Origin of the sequence: Flavobacterium magnum, assembly GCF_003055625.1 — a bacterium.
Lineage (GTDB): Bacteria > Bacteroidota > Bacteroidia > Flavobacteriales > Flavobacteriaceae > Flavobacterium > Flavobacterium magnum.
The window spans coordinates 1,196,897-1,216,254 of the sequence record NZ_CP028811.1; the positions used below are offsets into that span (position 1 = coordinate 1,196,897).

19 protein-coding genes and 1 tRNA gene are annotated in these 19,358 nt (G+C 46.5%); 7 read left to right on the forward strand and 13 right to left on the reverse strand.

Annotated features, from left to right (window positions below; genetic code table 11):
• Window positions 1-88 precede the first annotated feature (88 nt).
• Both HYN48_RS04925 and HYN48_RS04930 read left to right on the forward strand, forming a co-directional pair.
• Window positions 89-1,087, forward strand: coding sequence for a GntR family transcriptional regulator (locus HYN48_RS04925; protein ID WP_108373376.1), 999 nt, complete (start codon window positions 89-91; stop codon window positions 1,085-1,087).
• Between the two features lie 119 nt (window positions 1,088-1,206).
• On the forward strand, window positions 1,207-1,539 hold the full coding sequence (locus HYN48_RS04930; RefSeq protein ID WP_146171724.1) for a hypothetical protein: 333 nt from the start codon (window positions 1,207-1,209) through the stop codon (window positions 1,537-1,539).
• Between the two features lie 45 nt (window positions 1,540-1,584).
• Here the strand turns inward: HYN48_RS04930 and HYN48_RS04935 are convergent, their stop codons facing one another.
• The 3 genes from HYN48_RS04935 to HYN48_RS04945 form a co-directional block, all read right to left on the reverse strand.
• A complete protein-coding gene (locus HYN48_RS04935; protein ID WP_108370069.1) occupies window positions 1,585-2,052 on the reverse strand; it encodes a hypothetical protein in 468 nt (155 codons plus the stop codon).
• A gap of 70 nt (window positions 2,053-2,122) precedes the next feature.
• The gene (locus HYN48_RS04940) at window positions 2,123-2,392 is read right to left on the reverse strand and encodes a hypothetical protein (RefSeq protein WP_146171725.1); all 270 of its coding nucleotides are present in this window, start codon (window positions 2,390-2,392) and stop codon (window positions 2,123-2,125) included.
• A 670-nt stretch (window positions 2,393-3,062) separates the two neighbouring features.
• Window positions 3,063-3,142: transfer RNA gene (locus tag HYN48_RS04945), tRNA-Leu, on the reverse strand.
• Between the two features lie 277 nt (window positions 3,143-3,419).
• Here HYN48_RS04945 and HYN48_RS04950 point away from each other — a divergent pair.
• The 3 genes from HYN48_RS04950 (at window position 3,420) to pth (ending at window position 5,921) form a co-directional block, all read left to right on the forward strand.
• Window positions 3,420-4,361: a ribose-phosphate pyrophosphokinase gene (locus HYN48_RS04950; RefSeq protein WP_108370071.1), complete on the forward strand. Its 942-nt coding sequence runs from the start codon at window positions 3,420-3,422 to the stop codon at window positions 4,359-4,361.
• Between the two features lie 150 nt (window positions 4,362-4,511).
• A complete protein-coding gene (locus tag HYN48_RS04955; RefSeq protein ID WP_108370072.1) occupies window positions 4,512-5,123 on the forward strand; it encodes a 50S ribosomal protein L25/general stress protein Ctc in 612 nt (203 codons plus the stop codon).
• 231 nt (window positions 5,124-5,354) lie between these two features.
• Window positions 5,355-5,921, forward strand: a complete 567-nt coding sequence (pth, locus tag HYN48_RS04960) for an aminoacyl-tRNA hydrolase (protein WP_245945988.1) — start codon at window positions 5,355-5,357, stop codon at window positions 5,919-5,921.
• A 48-nt stretch (window positions 5,922-5,969) separates the two neighbouring features.
• Here pth and HYN48_RS04965 read toward each other — a convergent pair whose 3' ends face one another.
• Window positions 5,970-9,245 carry a zinc-dependent metalloprotease gene (locus HYN48_RS04965; protein ID WP_108370074.1) on the reverse strand — a complete coding sequence of 1,092 codons (3,276 nt, stop codon included), beginning with the start codon at window positions 9,243-9,245 and terminating at the stop codon, window positions 5,970-5,972.
• A 160-nt stretch (window positions 9,246-9,405) separates the two neighbouring features.
• On the opposite strand from HYN48_RS04965, the gene HYN48_RS04970 reads away from it, so the two are divergent.
• A complete protein-coding gene (locus HYN48_RS04970; RefSeq protein WP_108370075.1) occupies window positions 9,406-9,930 on the forward strand; it encodes a hypothetical protein in 525 nt (174 codons plus the stop codon).
• A gap of 230 nt (window positions 9,931-10,160) precedes the next feature.
• Here HYN48_RS04970 and tsf read toward each other — a convergent pair whose 3' ends face one another.
• The 6 genes from tsf to HYN48_RS05000 all read right to left on the reverse strand — a co-directional run bounded on the left by tsf (window position 10,161) and on the right by HYN48_RS05000 (window position 14,833).
• Window positions 10,161-10,982 carry a translation elongation factor Ts gene (gene tsf, locus HYN48_RS04975; protein ID WP_108370076.1) on the reverse strand — a complete coding sequence of 274 codons (822 nt, stop codon included), beginning with the start codon at window positions 10,980-10,982 and terminating at the stop codon, window positions 10,161-10,163.
• 142 nt (window positions 10,983-11,124) lie between these two features.
• The gene (gene rpsB / locus HYN48_RS04980) at window positions 11,125-11,961 is read right to left on the reverse strand and encodes a 30S ribosomal protein S2 (RefSeq protein ID WP_108370077.1); all 837 of its coding nucleotides are present in this window, start codon (window positions 11,959-11,961) and stop codon (window positions 11,125-11,127) included.
• A gap of 185 nt (window positions 11,962-12,146) precedes the next feature.
• Complete coding sequence (gene rpsI, locus HYN48_RS04985; RefSeq protein ID WP_108370078.1) at window positions 12,147-12,533, reverse strand: 30S ribosomal protein S9; 387 nt, start codon at window positions 12,531-12,533, stop codon at window positions 12,147-12,149.
• Window positions 12,533-12,988 (reverse strand): 50S ribosomal protein L13, encoded by a 456-nt coding sequence (rplM, locus tag HYN48_RS04990; RefSeq protein ID WP_108370079.1) that lies wholly within the window; start codon window positions 12,986-12,988, stop codon window positions 12,533-12,535. The genes rpsI and rplM overlap by 1 nt, the downstream gene beginning before the upstream one ends.
• Window positions 12,989-13,255: 267 nt before the next feature.
• Entirely contained in the window at window positions 13,256-14,071 is an 816-nt protein-coding gene (locus tag HYN48_RS04995) for a ferritin-like domain-containing protein (protein ID WP_108370080.1), read from the reverse strand.
• Between the two features lie 18 nt (window positions 14,072-14,089).
• Window positions 14,090-14,833 carry a ferritin-like domain-containing protein gene (locus tag HYN48_RS05000; protein WP_108373378.1) on the reverse strand — a complete coding sequence of 248 codons (744 nt, stop codon included), beginning with the start codon at window positions 14,831-14,833 and terminating at the stop codon, window positions 14,090-14,092.
• Window positions 14,834-15,059: 226 nt separating this feature from the next.
• Between HYN48_RS05000 and HYN48_RS05005 the strand changes: the two genes are divergently transcribed.
• A complete protein-coding gene (locus HYN48_RS05005) occupies window positions 15,060-16,079 on the forward strand; it encodes a LacI family DNA-binding transcriptional regulator (protein ID WP_108370081.1) in 1,020 nt (339 codons plus the stop codon).
• Here HYN48_RS05005 and HYN48_RS05010 read toward each other — a convergent pair.
• Genes HYN48_RS05010 through HYN48_RS05020 form a run of 3 tightly spaced genes read right to left on the reverse strand, consistent with a single transcriptional unit; the run spans window position 16,074 to window position 19,338 of the window.
• On the reverse strand, window positions 16,074-16,739 hold the full coding sequence (locus HYN48_RS05010) for a methyltransferase (protein WP_245945989.1): 666 nt from the start codon (window positions 16,737-16,739) through the stop codon (window positions 16,074-16,076). The genes HYN48_RS05005 and HYN48_RS05010 overlap by 6 nt on opposite strands.
• Window positions 16,736-18,256: a B12-binding domain-containing radical SAM protein gene (locus HYN48_RS05015; protein WP_108370082.1), complete on the reverse strand. Its 1,521-nt coding sequence runs from the start codon at window positions 18,254-18,256 to the stop codon at window positions 16,736-16,738. Before HYN48_RS05015 ends, HYN48_RS05010 begins: the two co-directional genes overlap by 4 nt.
• 2 nt (window positions 18,257-18,258) lie before the next feature.
• Entirely contained in the window at window positions 18,259-19,338 is a 1,080-nt protein-coding gene (locus HYN48_RS05020) for a radical SAM protein (RefSeq protein ID WP_108370083.1), read from the reverse strand.
• Window positions 19,339-19,358: the final 20 nt, after the last annotated feature.

Here is a 19,358-nt window from a genome sequence, read left to right on the forward strand (position 1 = left end):
TTATCAAATACAAAATCAAAAATAAAAAAAGATGCGTATGACCCATACCAGTACCTACCAGTTTGGTATATTTGAAAAATTTTTCGCCATGAAGCTCATTACCATCCAAAACAATATCGGTGTGCCCAAATACCGGCAGATTATCGGCTCGATTGAAAAAGCGATTGAAGAGTCGCGCCTGCCGCGTGGCGTGAAATTGCCGTCGGTAAATAAAATCAGTATGGAATTTTCGTTGTCGCGCGATACGGTCTTGCTGGCTTATGAAGAGCTCAAGAAGCGTGGTATCGTGTTTGCAATTCCCGGAAAGGGCTATTATGTGAAAAGTACTGAGGTGGCGATAGAGCAGAAAATCTTCCTGCTGTTCGATGAGCTGAACAGTTTTAAGGAAGATTTGTACAACGCGTTCCTTGCCAATATTGGGTCGAAAGCGCGCGTTGACATCTTCTTTCACCATTTCAACATTAACGTTTTCAGGAAGCTTGTGGATGACGCCAACGGCAATTATACCCGATACGTAATTATGCCCACCAATCTTTCGCTTGCTGCCGACGTAATCAAAACCCTACCGGTTGACGAGGTTTTTATTCTCGACCAGACCAATTCGGAATTGGAGGCCTACCCATCGGTGCACCAGAATTTCGCAAAGGATATTTACGATGCGTTGCTTCAAGGCAGGCAGCGGCTGCAAATGTACCGTAAGATGATCCTGATTTTTCCGGGTTTTCGCGAGCCTTTGGGGATGAAGGAAGGTTTCCTGAAATTCTGTTCGGATTACCAATTTGAGTTTGAAGTCATTCCGGAATTCGATCAACGCGCTATCAGTAATGGCGAAGTCTATATTATCCCCAATGATCGGGACCTGGTGCGGGTGATTGAAAAATCGAATGCGATGGGTTTGGTTTTGGGCACCGACTTCGGAATCATTTCCTACAATGAGACGCCGTTGAAAAAAATTGTGGCCAATGGCATTACAACCATTTCGACCGATTTTATTGCGATGGGACGGATTATGGCGCAGATGGTTGCTGAAAGCAGGAAAACCCAGATCCAGAATCAGAGTGCTCTGATTATGCGCCGGTCTCTGTAAGTTAACTTTTCGTTCTGGGTGAATTTTGAAAAACTTGAATATTTAAATGTAACACATTGACTGACAGACTGATTAATTTTATTATAAAGTTCACGGAATACAAATTAACAGTCAAAGTCATGAAAAATTTAGTTATAGCATTAGCCATGATGACCGGCTTGACATTTTACGGAAATGCACTTGACAACCGGCCGGTTAAGAATTCAGTTAAGTCCGAGAAATCTGCAAGGACTTTAAAAAAGCAGCAGGTGAGCAAGGCAAATCTGCCAAAAGATGCCCGGCAATATATTAAGGAGAATTTCCCGGCGAACGGATTCGTTTACGCTGTGAAGCAAGGAACGAATTCCGAGGGCACGATTTACGAAGTTGGCATTGCCATGGAGGATAAATTGTCGATCCTGGAATTTGATGCCAAAGGGGAAACCTTAAGCGAAAGGATGACCGACAAGTAAGATCAGTAGAACCAACAAGATAAAATCCGCATTTCGCGGGTTTTTTTATATCTTATCAGGCACTTGCCTGTACTTTGACACAAATTGATCCGTCTCATCGTAAAGCAGCAAGGTGGGGAATTCAGCCACAATTCCCAGCCCGAAATCACTTTGAAACCTATCGTCTCGGTCAATCAGTACGGCATCATCGGCGCGGAGGGATTGGATGGGTGGCTCATTTTGACTGTAATGCACGCTTTGGTCAAACGGGAAGATTACGACCAAATTAAAGTCTGATTGTGCGCGCAGCAAGTTTACTTTGTTCAGTTCGGACGCGCAGATGTCGCAATCCGGCAACGCATATAGGAATACCGTTTTCTTTTTTTGTGTAAGGATTTCCTTTCCGACGACCTTGCCTTCAAGACTGTAATATTTGAAATCAGGGATGCTGCTGCCACCAACGTTCAGCAGTATTATATGGATCGCGGCATAGCAGATCGCCGATAAAACAACTCCGATTACGATTTTTCCCATGACAATTCAGCTTAAAATAAAACGGCTGAATCACCCGCGTGTTCCAGCCATTTTGTGTTTAATCCCTTAATTAGTTTTCCCAGAACCACTCTAAGTCACCATGCGTCCCACATTGGTACTCGTTGGTCGTCTGGCAGGTTTCCCCTGTAGCATCCTTTTGGAAGTGGCTTGTGGCCTTTATCGAGCCTGACCAGATCTTGACGAGGCCAAGATTAATACTGCGGCAGTTGTTGGTGTAAGTGGTGTCGGTATACCGCCAGCCGGTACCGCCACAATCCTGTGCATAAATTGCGGATGCTATCAGCCCGCTGACAAGGCATCCAAGTAAAATTCTTTTCATGATAAAATCATTTAAGTTTGACAAATGCGACATTATAACATTATAAAGTTACATAAGTCGAACTTATTAACCAAAATAATATATTTATAAATATAAATATCGCTAAAATATTAACTCCTGTTTGATATTTTATGCATATTAATTAACATTCCTCAATTGCACGGATTGGGGAAACAGGGCGAACCTTGAGACGTTTGCTTCCCGTGAACTATTCAAGACAAAAAAATGGATAAAAAAGCTCCTTTTTACAAGGGGCTTAAGTGCCGGGAACCGAAGTCGAACCTCCAGAAGTTTGCTCCATTTGCGCTATTCCTGATTTAAAAAAATTGCATAAAAAAAGCGCATCGTTACAAGGAGCTTAAAGTACCCGGAGCCGGAGTCGAACCTCTAGAAGTTTGCCTCCTCTGCACTATTCCTGATTAAAAAAATTGCATAAAAAAAGCGCGTCGTTACAAGGAGTTTAATTATCCGGAGCCGGAGTCGAACCTCTAGAAGTTTGCCTTCTCTGCACTATTCCTGATTTAAAAAAATTGCATAAAAAAAGCGCGTCGTTACAAGGAGCTTAAAGTACCCGGAGCCGGAGTCGAACCTCTGGAAGTTTGCGTCCTCTGCGCTATTCCTGATTTAAAAAAAGTGCATAAAAAAAGCTCCTCGTTACAAGGAGCTTAAGTACCCGGAGCCGGAGTCGAACCGGCACGGTTTCCCACAGGTGTTTGAGACCAGCGCGTCTACCAATTCCGCCATCCGGGCAGTTGAAGACAATATCGAACCAATCGATATGTACGCGAAAACAGTAAAATGGCTTACTGCTTTTCTAACACGGTGCAAATGTAAAAAATAATCTGTATTGCAAGCAAAAATTACTGAAAAATATACTTCGTTACTCCGATTTTATTTCTAAATTTGCACCTCGCTAAGGCGGCACACAACTAACTAACTACACCCGAGGCATTTATACGCCGTCTGCGCTTTGAGTAAAAACAGGGGCAGGCCGCGTAGGATACATCGGAGGAAAAACCTAAATACAATGCCACACCAGGAACCGGAAGCAAAAATTTTTGCGTGTTCACAAAGCACCTATCTCGCTGAGAAAATTGCCGAGAAATATGGGGTGCCACTGGGAAAAGTTACGTTCTCTAAATATAGTGACGGGGAATTCCAGCCTTCGTATGAAGAGTCGATCAGGGGATTGCGCGTGTTTATCGTTTGTTCGACCTTTCCAAGTGCGGACAACCTGATGGAACTGCTCCTGATGATTGACGCAGCCAAAAGGGCTTCAGCCAGGCACGTCACTGCCGTCATCCCGTATTTCGGGTGGGCAAGGCAGGACCGGAAAGACAAGCCGCGTGTTCCGATAGGGGCAAAGCTGGTCGCCAATTTGCTTGATGCTGCGGGCGCCACAAGGATCATGACGATGGATTTGCATGCAGACCAGATTCAGGGTTTTTTCGAGAAACCGGTGGATCACCTGTTTGCCTCGACCATTTTCCTGCCGTATGTCAGGAGCCTGAACCTGGAAAACCTCACGATCGCGTCGCCTGATATGGGTGGTTCGAAAAGGGCATATGCTTATTCGAAATTTCTCGAATCCGACGTGGTGATTTGTTACAAGCAAAGGAAAGCGGCCAATATCATCGATACGATGGAACTCATCGGGGAGGTGAGAGGCAGGAACGTCATCCTGGTGGATGACATGATTGATACGGGAGGCACATTGGCGAAAGCCGCGGACCTGATGATCGAAAAAGGCGCGTTAAGCGTCAGGGCGATTTGTACGCACGCGATTTTGTCAGGTGAGGCGTACGATAAGATTGAAAAGTCGCAGCTGAGCGAGTTGATTGTCACCGATTCGATTCCGTTGAAGAAGCAATCGCCGAAAATAAGGGTCGTAACCTGTGCCGAGCTGTTTGCCGATGTGATGAAGATGGTGCAGAAGAACAACTCGATCAGCGGAAAATTCCTCATGTAAGAGGGGACTGCGTTAGGGATTGTAGTGGAAATCCTTTTTTGCAAAAAAAGATTGAAACGGAAAGCCCGGGCCAAAGGCAACGCCCAAACTGTTAACCTTAAACCGTTAACTGTCAACAAAGAGTTTTATTATTAACTATATATTTTTACAATGAAATCGATTACAATTAAAGGATCAGAAAGAGAAAGCGTGGGCAAGGCAGCGACCAAAGCCGTACGTAATGCTGGAGCGGTTCCTTGCGTATTATACGGAGGAGGTCAGCCAGTTCATTTCTCAGCTGAAGAGAAAGAATTCAAGAACCTCGTTTACACTCCGAACGCACACACTGTTGTGATTGATTTGGGTGGGAAAACGTATGATGCTGTACTGCAGGACATCCAGATGCACCCTGTGTCTGACAAAATCCTGCACATCGACTTTTTCCAACTGAAAGATGACAAGGAAATCATCATGGAAGTTCCGGTGAAAGTAACAGGAACATCTCCTGGTGTACTTTTGGGAGGGGTATTGCGTCTGAACCAACGTCGTTTGAAAGTGAAGGCTTTGCCGAAAAACCTTCCGGATTTCGTAGAGGCAGACATCACGCCGCTTGAAATGGGTAACAAATTGTACGTTACCAAACTGGCTGCTGACAACTACAAACTGATGCATCCGGATAACACCGTGGTAGCTCAGGTACGTATCTCGCGTGCGGCGATGAAGGCGGCTCAGGAAGCAGCAAAAGCAGCAAAAGGAGCACCTGCAAAAGGAAAGAAAAAATAATCTTTTCAACATATTATGGAAAAGCATCGGGAAACCGGTGCTTTTTTTTTGGAGCTGATTCCCGCTTTCCACTGCAATCTTTTTGTTTTTAAAGAAAAAACAAAAAGGATTTCCGTTGCAATCGGGGCTGGGCAATCAGCGAATTGTCAAATTCATTAATTCATTTACCTTTGCAGCATGAACTGGATTTCCAACTTACTTTCATCAACTAAGAAAGAATTTATTGATCCCATGAAGAAATACCTTATTGTAGGCCTCGGCAATATCGGGGCCGAATATGTGAATACCCGCCATAACATTGGATTTAAGGTATTGGACTTTTTAGCCAGGGAGGAATCGCTTTCTTTTGACACGGTGAAGCTGGGCACGATGGCCGAATATAAATTCAAGGGGCGGACTTATTTTTTGCTGAAACCCAATACCTATATGAACCTGAGCGGCAAAGCCGTAAAGTTCTGGATGGACAAGGAAAACATCCCTTTGGAAAATATCCTGGTGATTACCGATGACCTGAACCTGCCTTTCGGCACCATCCGCATCAAGCCGAAAGGCAGCGACGGCGGACACAACGGATTGAAAAGTATCAACCAGGTTTTGAACACGCAAAATTATACGCGTTTCCGTTTCGGCATCAGTGACGAATTCAAGAAAGGGCAGCAGGTAAATTACGTCCTGGGCGAGTGGGACGATGCCGAAAAGGCGAAATTGCCTGAAAGGCTTAAAATGTCGGCCGACGCTGTACGGTCGTTTGGAACCGCCGGACTAGAAAATACGATGACCACTTACAATGGGAAATAAAAAAGGGAAAGCATTGCTTTCCCTTTTTCAATATTGGTAAATCGCGGGTTATTGCACCACAATTCTTTTTACTTCTTTATTCTGTCCGTCAGCAACTGACAACAGGTATACTCCGGCCTGGACGTTATCCAACTGGACCGTCTCGTTAAAGTTGGCACTGCCGGCAAAGTCCTTCTGGAAAATCACCCTGCCGCGGATGTCGTACACCATCATATTGATTTTGTCTGAAGTCAGCTTGTCCGATTGTACGGTGAAGCTTCCGTTGTTCGGGTTAGGGTAAACGGCAAAATTAAACAGCGGCTTGTCCTCAATGCCCAGCGGTGTGGCTGAACATATTTTCATGCTCCATGAATTAAGACTTCCGCCATCGCCACTTTGGTTATCAAGGATGCGTAATGTCCATGTACCTTGTGCGGATTGGTTATTAAATGTTGAAAGAGGATTCAATGGCCTCAATGTACCGGCAATCGCAGGATCGGTGCCGCAAACCAACGTTGATCCGAAATCGTCAAAGGTCGCGCTCATATTCGGAACACCGGGATTTACGTTACATTGATTGGCAATCATCGTCAGGACGGTTCCGCTTGGGCTAACCAAAGAAACCCTCAGATCGCTGATCCAGCTGTGGGTAATGTCAACCGTCACGTCGAGATCCCTGATCAATACATTGTCAGTGATTGTCAGCGGGGAGTTGATTGTAATGTTACCTCCTGTTCCAATTGCCACCGGAGTGGTCGAATTATAATCGTTACAATCGAAACTTCCTGTGGTGAATTTGCTCACTGGGCTGTAGGCGCTCCTGCATTGTCCACTGTCAGAGGCAACCCTCCAGTAGTAGTCAGTATTTTCCATCAGGCCATGCGCAACATAATAAGCGAATTCTATGTTTTGAGTATCGATAACGTTAGTAAAATTAGCATCTGTAGCCAATTCGAATACGTAAGATACGGCTTCAGGAGACGTTTGCCAGCTAAACGCGAGGTCCGTCAGCTGATCTACCGCAAGGTTTGCCGGTGAAGTTGTCGCTACGGGAGTAACGATGGTTTGCACCTGCAGATAGAAGTTTACAGTCTTGGTGACGGCTCCCGATGTGGCCGTTACCGTAATCGGGTAAGTGCCTGCGGCGCTGTTGGCCAGTCCGGTGATGCTCATCGTGATTTCGCCATTGGCCGTGGCTGACGTCGGGTTGAAGCTTACCGTGCTGCCGGCAGGATTTCCTGTGGCACTAAATGTTGTTGTTCCGGAAAAACCGGCTAAAGTAAAGTAATCAAAAATGAAGTTTACGGACGCGTCCTGTGCACAGGCTGTTTTATATTGTTCTCCTGCATCGCCTGTAAAAGCGATGGACTGCGTAGCCACCGGCGCGCTGATGGCGAAATTGCTGTTAGAGACATCGAAGAAGATGTTTCCGTTGGCCCTGACCATAATGCGGTTGCTGGTTCCCGGTGTGTTGGGTACGGTGATGGTTTCCGACCCATCATTTGGTACATGGCTCGCAAGCAAAGTGTTGAAAGTCAGTCCGGCATTGGTTGAAAGGTAAATGTCAACAAACTGCGTATTGATGTTGTTTGCCGTAGTTCCGGCTACATTCCAGGTTACATTCTGATTGGATCCGGCCTGCCATGTGATAACCGAATTAGGCGCTGTAACGGCGAAAGGACCCGCAGCGGCGCTTACCGTGATGGTCATCGCATCTGTATTGGTCTGCGGTCCGTTCAGTGAATTGTCCCTTGCAGTTAATGTAAAGTTTAGGTTACGCGCCACATTGGAAACAGATTCAAATGAAGAGGTGATGTTATTGCTTAACACCCTGTTAAGAGCGGGGCAGTAACGTATCGGTGAAGCAGTTGGCGAAAATGACCTGAATGTCGGGCCCACCGTTTTTGTAGCTGACGCGATGCTCGAGTTGCCGGACGTAGCGACATTGGAATTGTCGTTTTGCTCCCAGGTGTATTCCAGTACGTCGCCTTCCGCATCAGTTCCTGAGCCAGTCAGGATAAACGGGGTTCCTTTAGGGATTGTATAGTCTGCACCGGCATCTACGGTCGGAGGGGTGTTGCTCAATGCCACCGAAACCGGGCAGGTTTTCGTCGCCAGGTTCTGCTGGATCTGGATGATATTGGCGTAGGTGAAATAGTCGTCCGAGTGCAATTGGACGTCCGTTGTCGAGCCGGTAATCCCTGCGTAACCCATAATCGTGGATCCGCTGCCTGGCTCAACATTGGTTCCTGAGCCCTCAAAATCTACCGAATACGAGTGTGTGCCGCCCAATTGGTGACCCATTTCATGTGCTACGTAATCGATGTCAAAAGTGTCTCCCATCGGCACGCCGTCACCAGGAGAGGTAATGCCGCTTCCTTTTCCTTCCGGAACCTGGTTTGTCGGGTTGTCGCATACGCATCCGATGCAGCCTGCATTACCGCCGCCGCCTGAAGCCCCGAACAGGTGCCCGATGTCATAATTTGCATTTCCGATGATTGAGGTCAGCTTGGCCTGTAACTCCAGGTTCCAGTTGTCCATATTGGCAGCGTTGGAATAACCGTCGGTGGCTGCATTGGTGTAGACAATCAGGTTGTTGTTTGCAATCATGTTCAGGTGTACGGCAAGATCGATATCGTACACCCCATTCACGCGCGTCATGGTCGCATTCATAGCGGCCAATGCACCTGCTGCACCGCCGTGGTAAGTGCCATATTCACCGGTACAGGAAAGAGCAAGCCTCATGGTTTTGTACACGCCATTGTTAGATCGCGCGACACTTGGGTTGCTGTTGATTTGTTTGTTGATGATTTTGTCCTCGGTACTGCAAACCAGCGGAAGGCTGTTGTTGAGACGGGTATTGGAATCAAACAATACATATAATGTATGGTCTTTGGTGTAAGGCTCAATAAATTCTGAACCCTTGTCAGCCCTGAGGATCATAGTCTGGATTCCTTCCGGCGCTAGGCTGAAATACAGTTTGGCAGTATTGTCGGTGATGCCCCGGCCGATATATGCCCTGATATCAGGATATTTCGCCTGAAGTCCCGGCTCGAAATTAGAGTTTTCCCAAACAAGGAACTCTTCCATGTTGCCGGAAACCGTCGGGATGCTGATCCTTACGCCGGATTGTCCGGAAAACCTTTCAGGGGCATTGGCCAGCATATTTTTCATTGCAGCCAGGTCAAAAGTGAAGAACTGCTGGTTTTCCGAATAAGCGCCGCTGCGTATGGTCTCACGTCCCGAAAAAGCGGACGGATCTGCAGCTTGCCAGGCGTTTTTCTTTTGGGCAAAAATCGACCCGGTAAAGAGCAACGCAATTAAAAACAGTATTATTTTTTTCATCTTAAAAGGGGGTAAAGTTTTAAAAGGATTGTAAAAAAGTTTCCAAATGTATCAAAAAATATATCAATTGTGCATTAAAGTTTTGAGAATTTGACCCGAGTGGCTGTTAATTTATTTTTTGTACATTTAAAACCCACAAAATACTGAAAATCTTTAAGGTATGAACAAAATCCTTTCCTTATTACTATGCGCTGCCATGTTTTCCTGTGATACGGCGAAAAGTGCCAGACAATCTGCAACACGGCCGCTGGCAGTCCAATCCGGATGCCCTGAAGACGGAGTATGTACCATTGCCAAATACCAGAATAAGTCTATTGTCGTTACCGAAGGCGAACGCGGCAGCCTGAGTTACCAGCTACAGGACGCACCGTCAACCGATGTGTATGTACTCACATACACCCGCAATGTGCCCGAAGGCGTGCAGGATGGGACGTACCGCGAAGAAATCATTTTTGAATCGGTCCATACGAATACGGCTACTGTGATGGAAGGGGCTGCGCTGCAGAACGCAAAGCTGCTGTTCGGACGTTTTTGTTATTGCAAAGGACAAACCGGATATTATCGTATAGATAAAGGGACGCTGCGGGTGTCTGGCAGCACAAAGCAACGTCAGTTCAGCCTGGATTTCAGGATTTCAGAGACCCCGCAGATTTTATCGGCGATCCGGTTTTCGGATCAATCGTAAAATTTTAACTGTTGATGACACGCGCCGTTACCGGCCATGAGCGGGTGCTTTGTAACGCGTCATGGTTTTTCAATCGTAACGACTTGGGCCAGGCGGAACGTTTGCTCTGCAGACATTGTACGGAATTCTAAGCATGGCCTAACTGACAAGATTGCAACGATTCGCAACTTTTACAAATAAAAAAAGGCACCAGCGTAAGCCGATGCCTTTCAAAGTAACTTGAATTATAATTATCCCAGGGCAACCCTTTTGAATCCTGTTACAGTAAGACCTGAATCAACAGACTTCACATAAGCGGCCACGCTCATTGAGCCGTCCTTGATGTAATCCTGGTTTACCAAAGTGTTGTCTTTGAAGAAACGCTGGATTTTTCCTTTTGCGATGTTGTCAAGCATAGCTTCCGCTTTGCCTTCCTGGCGCAATTGGTCTTTTGCAATCTCGATTTCTTTCTCGATTACGGCAGAATCAACGCCTGACTCGTCCAAAGCGATCGGAGACATGGCAGCGGCCTGCATTGCTACGTTACGGGCAGCTTCTTCAGCACCTTCAACATTAGCAGAAAGCGCTACCAAAGTGGCGATTTTCCCTGAGTGAACATAAGAACCCACGAAAGCTCCGCTCAGTTTTTCAAAAGAGTTTACTTCAATTTTTTCACCGATAACGCCGGTTTGCTCAATCAGCTTGTCGGCAACGGTGATGCCGTTAAAATCGGCAGCAAGGAAAGCCTCTTTATTGTCGAACTGGATGGCCAGCTGTGCCAGATCATTCGCCAGTTTTACGAAGCCTTCATTTTTACCTACGAAATCTGTTTCGCAGTTCAGTGTGATGGCTACGCCTTCGGTTTTATCAGCATTTACGAAAGCTACGGCAGCGCCTTCCGTGTTCTCACGGTCAGAGCGGTTGGCAGCTACTTTTTGTCCTTTTTTACGCAGGTTTTCGATAGCCAGGTCAAAATCGCCATCAGCTTCCACCAATGCTTTTTTGCAGTCCATCATACCGGCGCCTGTGATTGTCCTTAATTTATTTACATCTGCAGCAGTAATTGTTGCCATTGTTTATTTATTTTAAGATTATATTTTGTGTAAAAAAAGAAATTCCAATCGTTAAATCCCGGATTCCAATTTTATCAAATCATCAACTTTCAGTTGCTGATCCTTTTGGAACTTGGAATGTAACTTTTGGAATTTAATGGATTTATTCTTCAGTTGACTCAGCAGCTTCAGGAGCGGCAGCCTCAGTAGTTTCAGCTACGGGGGCTTCCTCAACGGCAGGAGCGGCTACTTCGGCAGCCGGTGCAGCCTGCGCAGTTTCTGTCTCGTCATCAGCCTCTTCTTTGTCAGAAGTACGGTTAGACAATCCATCAACTACAGCGGCAGTTACTAAAGATAAAATTTTCTCGATTGATTTAGAAGCATCATCATTTGCCGGGATCACATAATCCACCTCACGCGGGTCGGAGTTTGTGTCTACCATGGCGAAAACCGGAATGTTTAATTTCTGAGCTTCTTTTATTGCGATGTGTTCTGCTTTGATATCCACTACGAATAACGCGGCAGGAAGTCTTGACATATCAGCGATAGAACCTAAGTTCTTTTCTAATTTTGCACGCAGACGATCAACCTGTAAACGCTCTTTTTTAGATAAAGTCTGGAATGTGCCGTCTTTCTTCATCCTGTCGATAGTAGCCATTTTCTTAACAGCTTTACGGATGGTTACGAAGTTAGTCAGCATCCCGCCCGGCCATCTTTCAGTGATGTACGGCATGTTTGCAGCTTTTGCTTTGTCAGCAACGATGTCTTTTGCTTGTTTTTTGGTCGCAACGAAAAGGATTTTGCGGCCTGATGCAGCGATTTTCTTAAGGGCTTCGTTAGCCTCTTCAATCTTAGCTGCGGTCTTATACAGGTTAATGATATGAATACCATTACGCTCCATATAGATGTAAGGAGCCATGTTTGGATCCCATTTTCTGGTCATGTGCCCGAAGTGAACACCTGCTTCCAGTAATTCTTTAACTTCTACTTTGTTTGCCATTTGTAATAGTTTACGTTCTGTCGAATTAGCAATGTTCCATAAGCTGTCAGCTGTTAGCTGTTGGCTATTGGCTTCATTTAGATGCTAAACTAATTTCCAGCCTCAGCGGGAATAGTAACAATAACTTAGTTTTTAATAATTTAATGAACTTGATGCCCTGTACGCTCAGCACAGGACAGGTAATATTAACGTTTAGAGAACTGGAATCTCTTACGGGCTTTCTTCTGACCGAACTTCTTACGTTCAACCATACGTGGGTCCCTTGTCAATAAACCTTCTGGCTTCAGGATTGCTCTGTTTCCTTCGCCAACTTCGCACATTGCCCTTGCAATTGCCATACGTACCGCTTCAGCCTGGCCTGTAACACCACCACCGTATACGTTAATCTTAACGTCATAGTTGTCAGCGTTTTCGGTCATGGTCATTGGCTGCAATACCTTGTACTGTAAAGTTGCCGTTGGGAAGTAAGTTGCGAATTCTTTTTTGTTTACGGTGATTTTTCCTGTTCCTTCAGAAACATAAACACGCGCTACAGCAGTTTTTCTTCTGCCGATTTTGTGGATTACTGCCATTACTTAAGGTCGTTTAGGTTAACAGTTTTAGGTTTTTGAGCGCCTTGTTTGTGCTCGCTGCCTACTACTACATTCAGGTTTCTGAAAAGTTCTGCGCCCAGTTTGTTCTTTGGCAACATTCCTTTTACAGCTTTCTCAACTAAAGCAGCAGGGTTCTTTTGCTGTAATACTTTAGCAGTTAAGGTTCTCTGACCTCCTGGGTAACCGGTATGACGCATGTAAATTTTGTCATCCATTTTTGAACCCGTAAGGTTGATTTTCTCTGCATTGATAACGATTACGTTATCGCCACAGTCTACGTGCGGAGTATAACTCGGTTTGTACTTACCTCTAAGGATCATAGCGACCTTTGAAGCAAGACGGCCCAGGTTATGCCCTTCAGCGTCAACAACAACCCACTCTTTGGAAACAGTGGCCTTGTTGGCTGAAATCGTCTTGTAACTTAATGTGTTCACAATAATTTATTTTAATTAAACATTCCATCCCCAATAAAGGGAGTGCAAAAGTACAATTATTTATTTTAAATGCAAATGTCTGTAAAAGATTATTTTGGCAGTGTTTTTCAGTTTTCGTTGTAAAGTGTAATCTTCTCTGGAACAACACAAAACCTTCCCGATAAAACGACAAAAAACCACCCGTTTCCGGATGGTTAATGCTATAGGTTGGCGGAATTGTAGTCGGCGTATCAGGAATGCACGCCAAATCCCGGACACATCAGTTCGTTACACGATAAACAGGTTGGCAATATCCACGACCTGCTGTGTAGACAACGGCTCGTCGAATGCTTCGCTTCCCGCATCAGCGCCGAAAGGTCCGCCTGTATTGAAGCCGGCCTGTGTGGTCACTTCTTCACCATTGTATACGGCCTGGGTCTCAGCCGGCATTCCGGCACCACGTTGGTTGCCGACAATCCATCCTTTGAGTCCGCGCAGCCTTCTGACCTCTGAAGCGTGTCTTGCTTCAACGGAATGGATCTGCAATGCAGCGGTGAGTAAATCCGGTTGCGTGATCAGGTTTCCGGCCTGGCCTTTATAAGCCCTTACACCGGTATCCTCAAATGCCTGTGCCAAAGCCAGGAACTGCGCATATGCCGTAGCCTGCCCGATTCCATTGTCATTAAACGGGTCGAACAACCCGCCGACGGTGAAATCAAAAGTAGGTTTTGCAGGGGCGCTTGCACCCAAAGCATTGGTCAGGAATGTCACGTGATCGGTTTCATGGGCAGAAATCTGCATGAACACTTTCTCGTCGCGGCCTCCCGTCGGGATTACGCCTGATTCAAGGCCCATCATGTAAAACTCTTTTTCAAGGTATTCCAGTATCAGTGCAAATTGTAGTGCACCGGTTGGCGTAGCGGGGGTCGGTGTAATATCTGCCGCAAATGCTTTTGATGACATGGTGGCGAGTCCGAATGGCACTGCTGCCAGCGCAAGATTCTTCCCTATTTTTCCGAACTGCCCGAAACTGTCGCGTCTCGAACCTTCACTGCGCATCATTTCCTCATTGGTAAATGACTCTAAAAATTTGATAATATTCATGATCGTGAGTTTTAAATGTTATAAATAATTCGCAGTGAATTCCGTAGTAATGAAAGCTCCGGCCACACTAAGTATTTCTGATGGCTCTTTGGCAACGTCCAATCCTGTTGAAGCGCTGACGATATCATCGCCGGCAAACGAATTGGAATTCGGGTTGATCAGGCTTCGGATCGCCGAAGCATGCCTTGCCTCTACAGAAACAATCTTACCGGCCAGTAACAGGTAATTGACATCCGTGATTTGTTTAGCAGCGCCATTGTAGGCAGCTACCCCTGTATCTTCAAGCGCTTTTGCTGTCGCCAATACCGCATTACGGTCATTGAAGTTCAGTCCGCTGTAATCAAAGGCCAGCGTAGGCAGTAATTGCGTTGACGGATCAGGCAAGCTTCCTGTCAGGGCAGCCTTAAAGAATTCCCGGTGGATCACCTCGTGGTGGTAAAGATCAGTCAGCACCTGACGGTCTTCATCCGGAAAACTGTTGAAACCTGAAGCATTGACTACCTTTGTATAGAAGTCTGCTTCAAGTTGTTCGAGCGCATAGGCATAAGTCAGCACGCCGAAATCGCCGCCTCCCAAATCAAATACATTGTTCCGTAAACCCGGCAACTGGTTTTGATTTCCATTGCCATTGTCATCGTCGGTGTCGTTACACCCGGCGAGCAGCAAGCCTGTACCGATCACGGTAAGCCCACTCAGCTTCAGGAAACTCCTCCTGTTTGTAAAAGAAGGATTTACTTCCTGGATTTTCACTGTGTTTTTCATAATGAACATTTAATAGTGGTTAATAATCATTTTACCCGAAATTGGTCCCGCCGCCCCACTTGCGGTACTTTTCCGGAAATTTAATTTGCCGTCTGTTTACTGGAATCTTTGTTATTTTTTGGTAATGTAAAGTTGTTTATTAATTGTGCATGAATGTTTCACAATAACTTTAAAACCTTACATAATTCACATTATATTTGTGTGAACTGCCAATAATCGTATACTGATGAAAGAAAAAGCCACCTTAAAGCAAATCGCGAAAGAACTGCACGTCTCCGTCTCCACGGTTTCAAAGGCGCTCAATGACAGTCCTGAAATCTCGGAACCCACCAAAATCAAGATACAGGAATTTGCCAAACTCAAAAACTACAAGCCCAACATCATTGGCCTGAACCTGAAGAACCGGAAGACCAAAACCATCGGCGTGATTATCCCGAACATCATGAACGCGTTCTTTGCCAAGGTCTTCAGCGGCATAGAGAAGGTTGCCGAAGCCAAAGGCTATAACGTAATCACCTGCATTTCAAACGAGTCGCTCGAAAAGGAAATCCACACGCTCGACATGCTCAGCAACGGTACCATTGACGGTTTTATCCTCTCCGTTTCGGAAGAGGCACAGAAGCTCAACGAATACCAGCATTTTGTCGACGTCATTAACGACGGTACACCCATTGTGATGTTTGACCGCATCGCTGAAAAGGTAGATTGCGACAAGGTCGTCGTAGATGATTTCGATTCTGCGGTGCATGCCACACAGCATCTGCTGAAACTCGGCTGTAAAAAAATTGCACTGCTTTCGGCGATCGATAACCTCAGCGTAGGGAAGTTGCGTGCCAAAGGGTATTATGAAGCGCTCGAAAAAAACGGTTCCCACGCCAGCGATACCCTGATTATCCGTACGGATACCGAAGAGGATTTCAATCAGCGGATTGAGACGTTACTTGACCGTGAGCAACCCGACGGCGTGTTTGCCTTAGACGAGCATGCGTCGACCATGGCGATGAAAGCGGCAATAAAACGCGGCATCAGGATTCCGGATGATCTCTCAGTAATCGGGTTTGCCGACGGAATCTGGTCCAGGCGCATGACCCCAAGCCTGTCGACCATCAGCCAGCACGGACCCGAAATAGGCGAGGCTGCCGCGAGGTTGCTGATTGAGAGGCTCGAAAGTAAGGAAGAGGTCAAGCCCGTAACCAATATCATTAGGACTGAACTGCGCCAACGGGATTCTACCAGGAAATTATAAGCGCGTGATCCTGAAAATGTAGTTTTTCTCCCCAGCGACCTTTTTCTCCTTAATAGTATCGAAACCCATCCGGTTTTTGAAGGCTATGGATTGGATCGTCGGAAGGTCGCAGTCTTCTGAAAGGATCAAATATATATTGTTTTCTGCCGTCGAGAAAACCGGCAGCTGCGCAAACAGTGCTTCAAAATAATTGAAGTCGCTTCCGCAGAACCAGGCTCGTTCAGCTACAGACTGCGGTTCTTTCGGATAATATGGAGGGTTGATGATAATGCAGTCAAATTCTCTTCCGCTGAGGTTTTCAAATAAGTCTGAAAACACAGCCTCGACGTCTACACTGTTCTCCGCAGCATTTTGTGCCAAAGCCGTCAAGGCAATTTCATTGATGTCGGTCGCGGTCACCCGCGCGCCTTTTTTCGCCGCCAGTATAGAAATGATGCCGCAGCCGCAGCCGAGTTCGAGAAAGCGCAGGTCTTTCTGCGGAAGCCCATCGATGAAATCCAGCAGGATGCGCGTGCTGATGGTGAGAAAAGGCGGAAAAACCGTGGGCTCTACCCAAACGGAAATGTCCTTGTAAGTGTATTTTCGGCGCTTTTTGAGGTACACCGCGCTCGCCTTCTTGAGGAATGGGCTCAGGATTTTCTTTAGAATCTGTCGCATCATTCTGAGTAAAATCCTTCGATTTCAGGCTGGCGGTACTTCCAGATTTTTTGCAATGCCTTGATTTCGTATGGAAAGTGATACCATCCTGTTTTATATCGGATGCCTGAGACTGCGCGCAGCAAATGCCTTTTGTAGCCCTTAATCCGAAAATCAGACACCGTCGGATAATAGCCGTTCAGCACAGTTTCAAAATTCCGGATCGTATCAATCATGTAAGGCTTGAGCCAGGGCGTAAGCGGATTTTTGCGCAAATCGAAGTTTTCCCAGCTCGGCGAAATCCATTCTTCGAGCGTTTCAGGGAATGAAAATCCGGCATCGGTAATCTGGCGGTACAGTGCAGAACCTTCCGTGGGTACGGGGCTGAAAAGGTAGATAATGATTTCAGCATCGGGGTTGATGCGCTTGATTTCCTTGATGAAATTGATGTCCCATAAGATCTGATCGTACACTTCCTTTTCGGTATCGGCAGGCATGCCCAAGACAAATGACAACTCAGGGATGATGTCGGCGTTTTTCATGCGCAGTACAAAATCCCTGATCATCCTGCCGGTCTGCGTACCGCCTTTATTCATTTGTTTGAGTACGGCGTCATTGCCGGTTTCGGCGCCAAGGAAAATCATCCGGCATCCGGCCCTGCGCATCAGTTTCAGGTCGTCGTCGGAATACATATTAATGGTATCAATCCTTCCCTCGCCCCAATAACTGATGTTGTCGTCCATGATCAGTTCGGAAAACTCAAGCACACGCTTTTTCGACGTAAAAAAATTATTGTCGTGGAATTCGACGGCGTCGATATTGTATTTTTCCTTAAAATATTTGACATCCTCATAGATCCGCGCGGCTGACATGCCTTTCCATTTCGCATTAAATATCGGCACAACCGCACAGAATGAACACGAAAACGGGCAGCCCATACTCGAATGATAGGACAGGGTTTTACGGCCCATGAAGGTTTTCGCAAGATAATTGCGTACGGGATAAAACGAATTCAGGTAGTCGTAGGGAAGTTTCGGCAGGGTATCCTGATCCAATAACGCTTCCACGGCGGTTTTAACAATGTCGCCCTTTTCGTTTTTATAGATCAGGTTCCTGATCAGGAAAATGGTGTCCGTGTCGCCCGATTCGATCGCAGAGATCAGTTGCGGAAAGGTATTGTCGCCCGGCCCGTTGATTACATAATCGACCACGCCTGATTCGAGTGCCACCTTATATTGGTTGGATGCGAAATAGCCGCCCCACACCGTGATGACATCAGGATAGGCTTCGCGGATTTTCTTCGTAAACGGAATCGCCTGCCGCAATTGCGGGCCCGGCATCACCGTGGAACCGAAATACCTGAATTCACCGGTTTTGAGGTAGTCCTCTATAGTTTGCCACGGGTCTTTCTCGAGATTGCCATCGACAAAAACATACTGGTGTTTGCCATGAATAGAGGCACCAACCTGCAAAATCGAATTCGGGATGCGGTGCTTTCCGTTGGCACTCCGGGGGTTGAATATGATGACTTTGTTTCTCATGGCTAAAAAGCGCTGCAGCAGCGGGAGCAAGCGGGCAGGAACCCACCCGCATCCCTGAGGTCTTTGCGGAATTTTCCAAAAACGGGCGAATTCCACAAATCTTTGAGCGAATCGTTATAGATGTTACCGACCTGAAGGTTGTAGCAGCGGCCGTGCGCCGGAATGGCTGATCCGTCGGATTTGATCATGATGCTGCTGTAAACCGCTTCACACCTTTTGCCCAGGATCACGTCCGATCGGTGGTAATAGGTTTCCATGCTGTCCGTGTCGTTCAGTTCCGGCGAAAAGTAAATCCTGAACGGGTAATTTCCCGCCTTGACCGCACGAACCTGTTCGAGCAGCGCAGGCAAATCCATGTTATCGAGATTGACTTCGTCCAGGTTGGATTCGGTTGCCGGATAGCGCTGTCCCCAAATCTCATTATGCAATGCAGCAATTGACGGCTCGCCGAACTGTGTGTGCATGAAGCCGATTTCATGCAAGGGAAGGTCCTTGAAATAATCTGCGAAAGCCCTGAGGCTGCCTGAATTCCACTCGGTGACCGCGCTCACGATGGACACTTTCGGCGGATTCTCAAAATCGAACAATCTCCGGATCCCTTCGAGCGCTTTCTGGAACGACTTGTCGTTTCCGCGAATCATGTTGTGTGTTTCCTGCAAACCGTCAAGCGAGACGAATATCTCCTGAAGGCCCGCTTTCACAAGCGCTTCGGCTTTATTGGGCAGCAGCAGCGCATTGGTCGTGATGGCCGTATACAAATTGTGATTGGTCGCGTATTGCACGGCTTTGACAATATGGGGGTAGGCAAGCGGCTCAGTGAATAAAAAGCCAAGTTTCGATTTTGGAAAATACTGGCGCGTCTGGTCGGCAATTTTCTCGAAAAGTTCCAGTGGCATGTTCAGCGGGGTTGTCCCCACAAGGTTTTTCGCAAAATTGGTTTCGAGGCTCAGTGTCCCTACATCGCACATCTTGCAGTGCAGGTTACAGGTATTGTTTACGCCGAGCACAATCCATTGCGGTGCAAACCGATAGTCGTCAGGCAGCAGTTTCTTATTGGCATACCGAAGTGCTCTTTCAATCATTGTGGGAATGTGTCGGGTTT

Coding starts and splice junctions, on each gene's coding strand:
- HYN48_RS04940 (WP_146171725.1), bottom strand. CDS start 2,392: ATGAAAAGAATTTTACTTGGATGCCTTGTCAGCGGGCTGATAGCATCC.
- tsf (WP_108370076.1), bottom strand. CDS start 10,982: ATGGCAACAATTACTGCTGCAGATGTAAATAAATTAAGGACAATCACA.
- HYN48_RS04965 (WP_108370074.1), bottom strand. CDS start 9,245: ATGAAAAAAATAATACTGTTTTTAATTGCGTTGCTCTTTACCGGGTCG.
- HYN48_RS04955 (WP_108370072.1), top strand. CDS start 4,512: ATGAAATCGATTACAATTAAAGGATCAGAAAGAGAAAGCGTGGGCAAG.
- HYN48_RS04995 (WP_108370080.1), bottom strand. CDS start 14,071: ATGAATATTATCAAATTTTTAGAGTCATTTACCAATGAGGAAATGATG.
- HYN48_RS05015 (WP_108370082.1), bottom strand. CDS start 18,256: ATGAGAAACAAAGTCATCATATTCAACCCCCGGAGTGCCAACGGAAAG.
- HYN48_RS04970 (WP_108370075.1), top strand. CDS start 9,406: ATGAACAAAATCCTTTCCTTATTACTATGCGCTGCCATGTTTTCCTGT.
- rpsI (WP_108370078.1), bottom strand. CDS start 12,533: ATGGCAGTAATCCACAAAATCGGCAGAAGAAAAACTGCTGTAGCGCGT.
- HYN48_RS04930 (WP_146171724.1), top strand. CDS start 1,207: ATGAAAAATTTAGTTATAGCATTAGCCATGATGACCGGCTTGACATTT.
- HYN48_RS04935 (WP_108370069.1), bottom strand. CDS start 2,052: ATGGGAAAAATCGTAATCGGAGTTGTTTTATCGGCGATCTGCTATGCC.
- rpsB (WP_108370077.1), bottom strand. CDS start 11,961: ATGGCAAACAAAGTAGAAGTTAAAGAATTACTGGAAGCAGGTGTTCAC.
- HYN48_RS05000 (WP_108373378.1), bottom strand. CDS start 14,833: ATGAAAAACACAGTGAAAATCCAGGAAGTAAATCCTTCTTTTACAAAC.
- HYN48_RS05010 (WP_245945989.1), bottom strand. CDS start 16,739: ATGATGCGACAGATTCTAAAGAAAATCCTGAGCCCATTCCTCAAGAAG.
- HYN48_RS05020 (WP_108370083.1), bottom strand. CDS start 19,338: ATGATTGAAAGAGCACTTCGGTATGCCAATAAGAAACTGCTGCCTGAC.
- HYN48_RS04950 (WP_108370071.1), top strand. CDS start 3,420: ATGCCACACCAGGAACCGGAAGCAAAAATTTTTGCGTGTTCACAAAGC.
- pth (WP_245945988.1), top strand. CDS start 5,355: ATGAAGAAATACCTTATTGTAGGCCTCGGCAATATCGGGGCCGAATAT.
- HYN48_RS05005 (WP_108370081.1), top strand. CDS start 15,060: ATGAAAGAAAAAGCCACCTTAAAGCAAATCGCGAAAGAACTGCACGTC.
- HYN48_RS04925 (WP_108373376.1), top strand. CDS start 89: ATGAAGCTCATTACCATCCAAAACAATATCGGTGTGCCCAAATACCGG.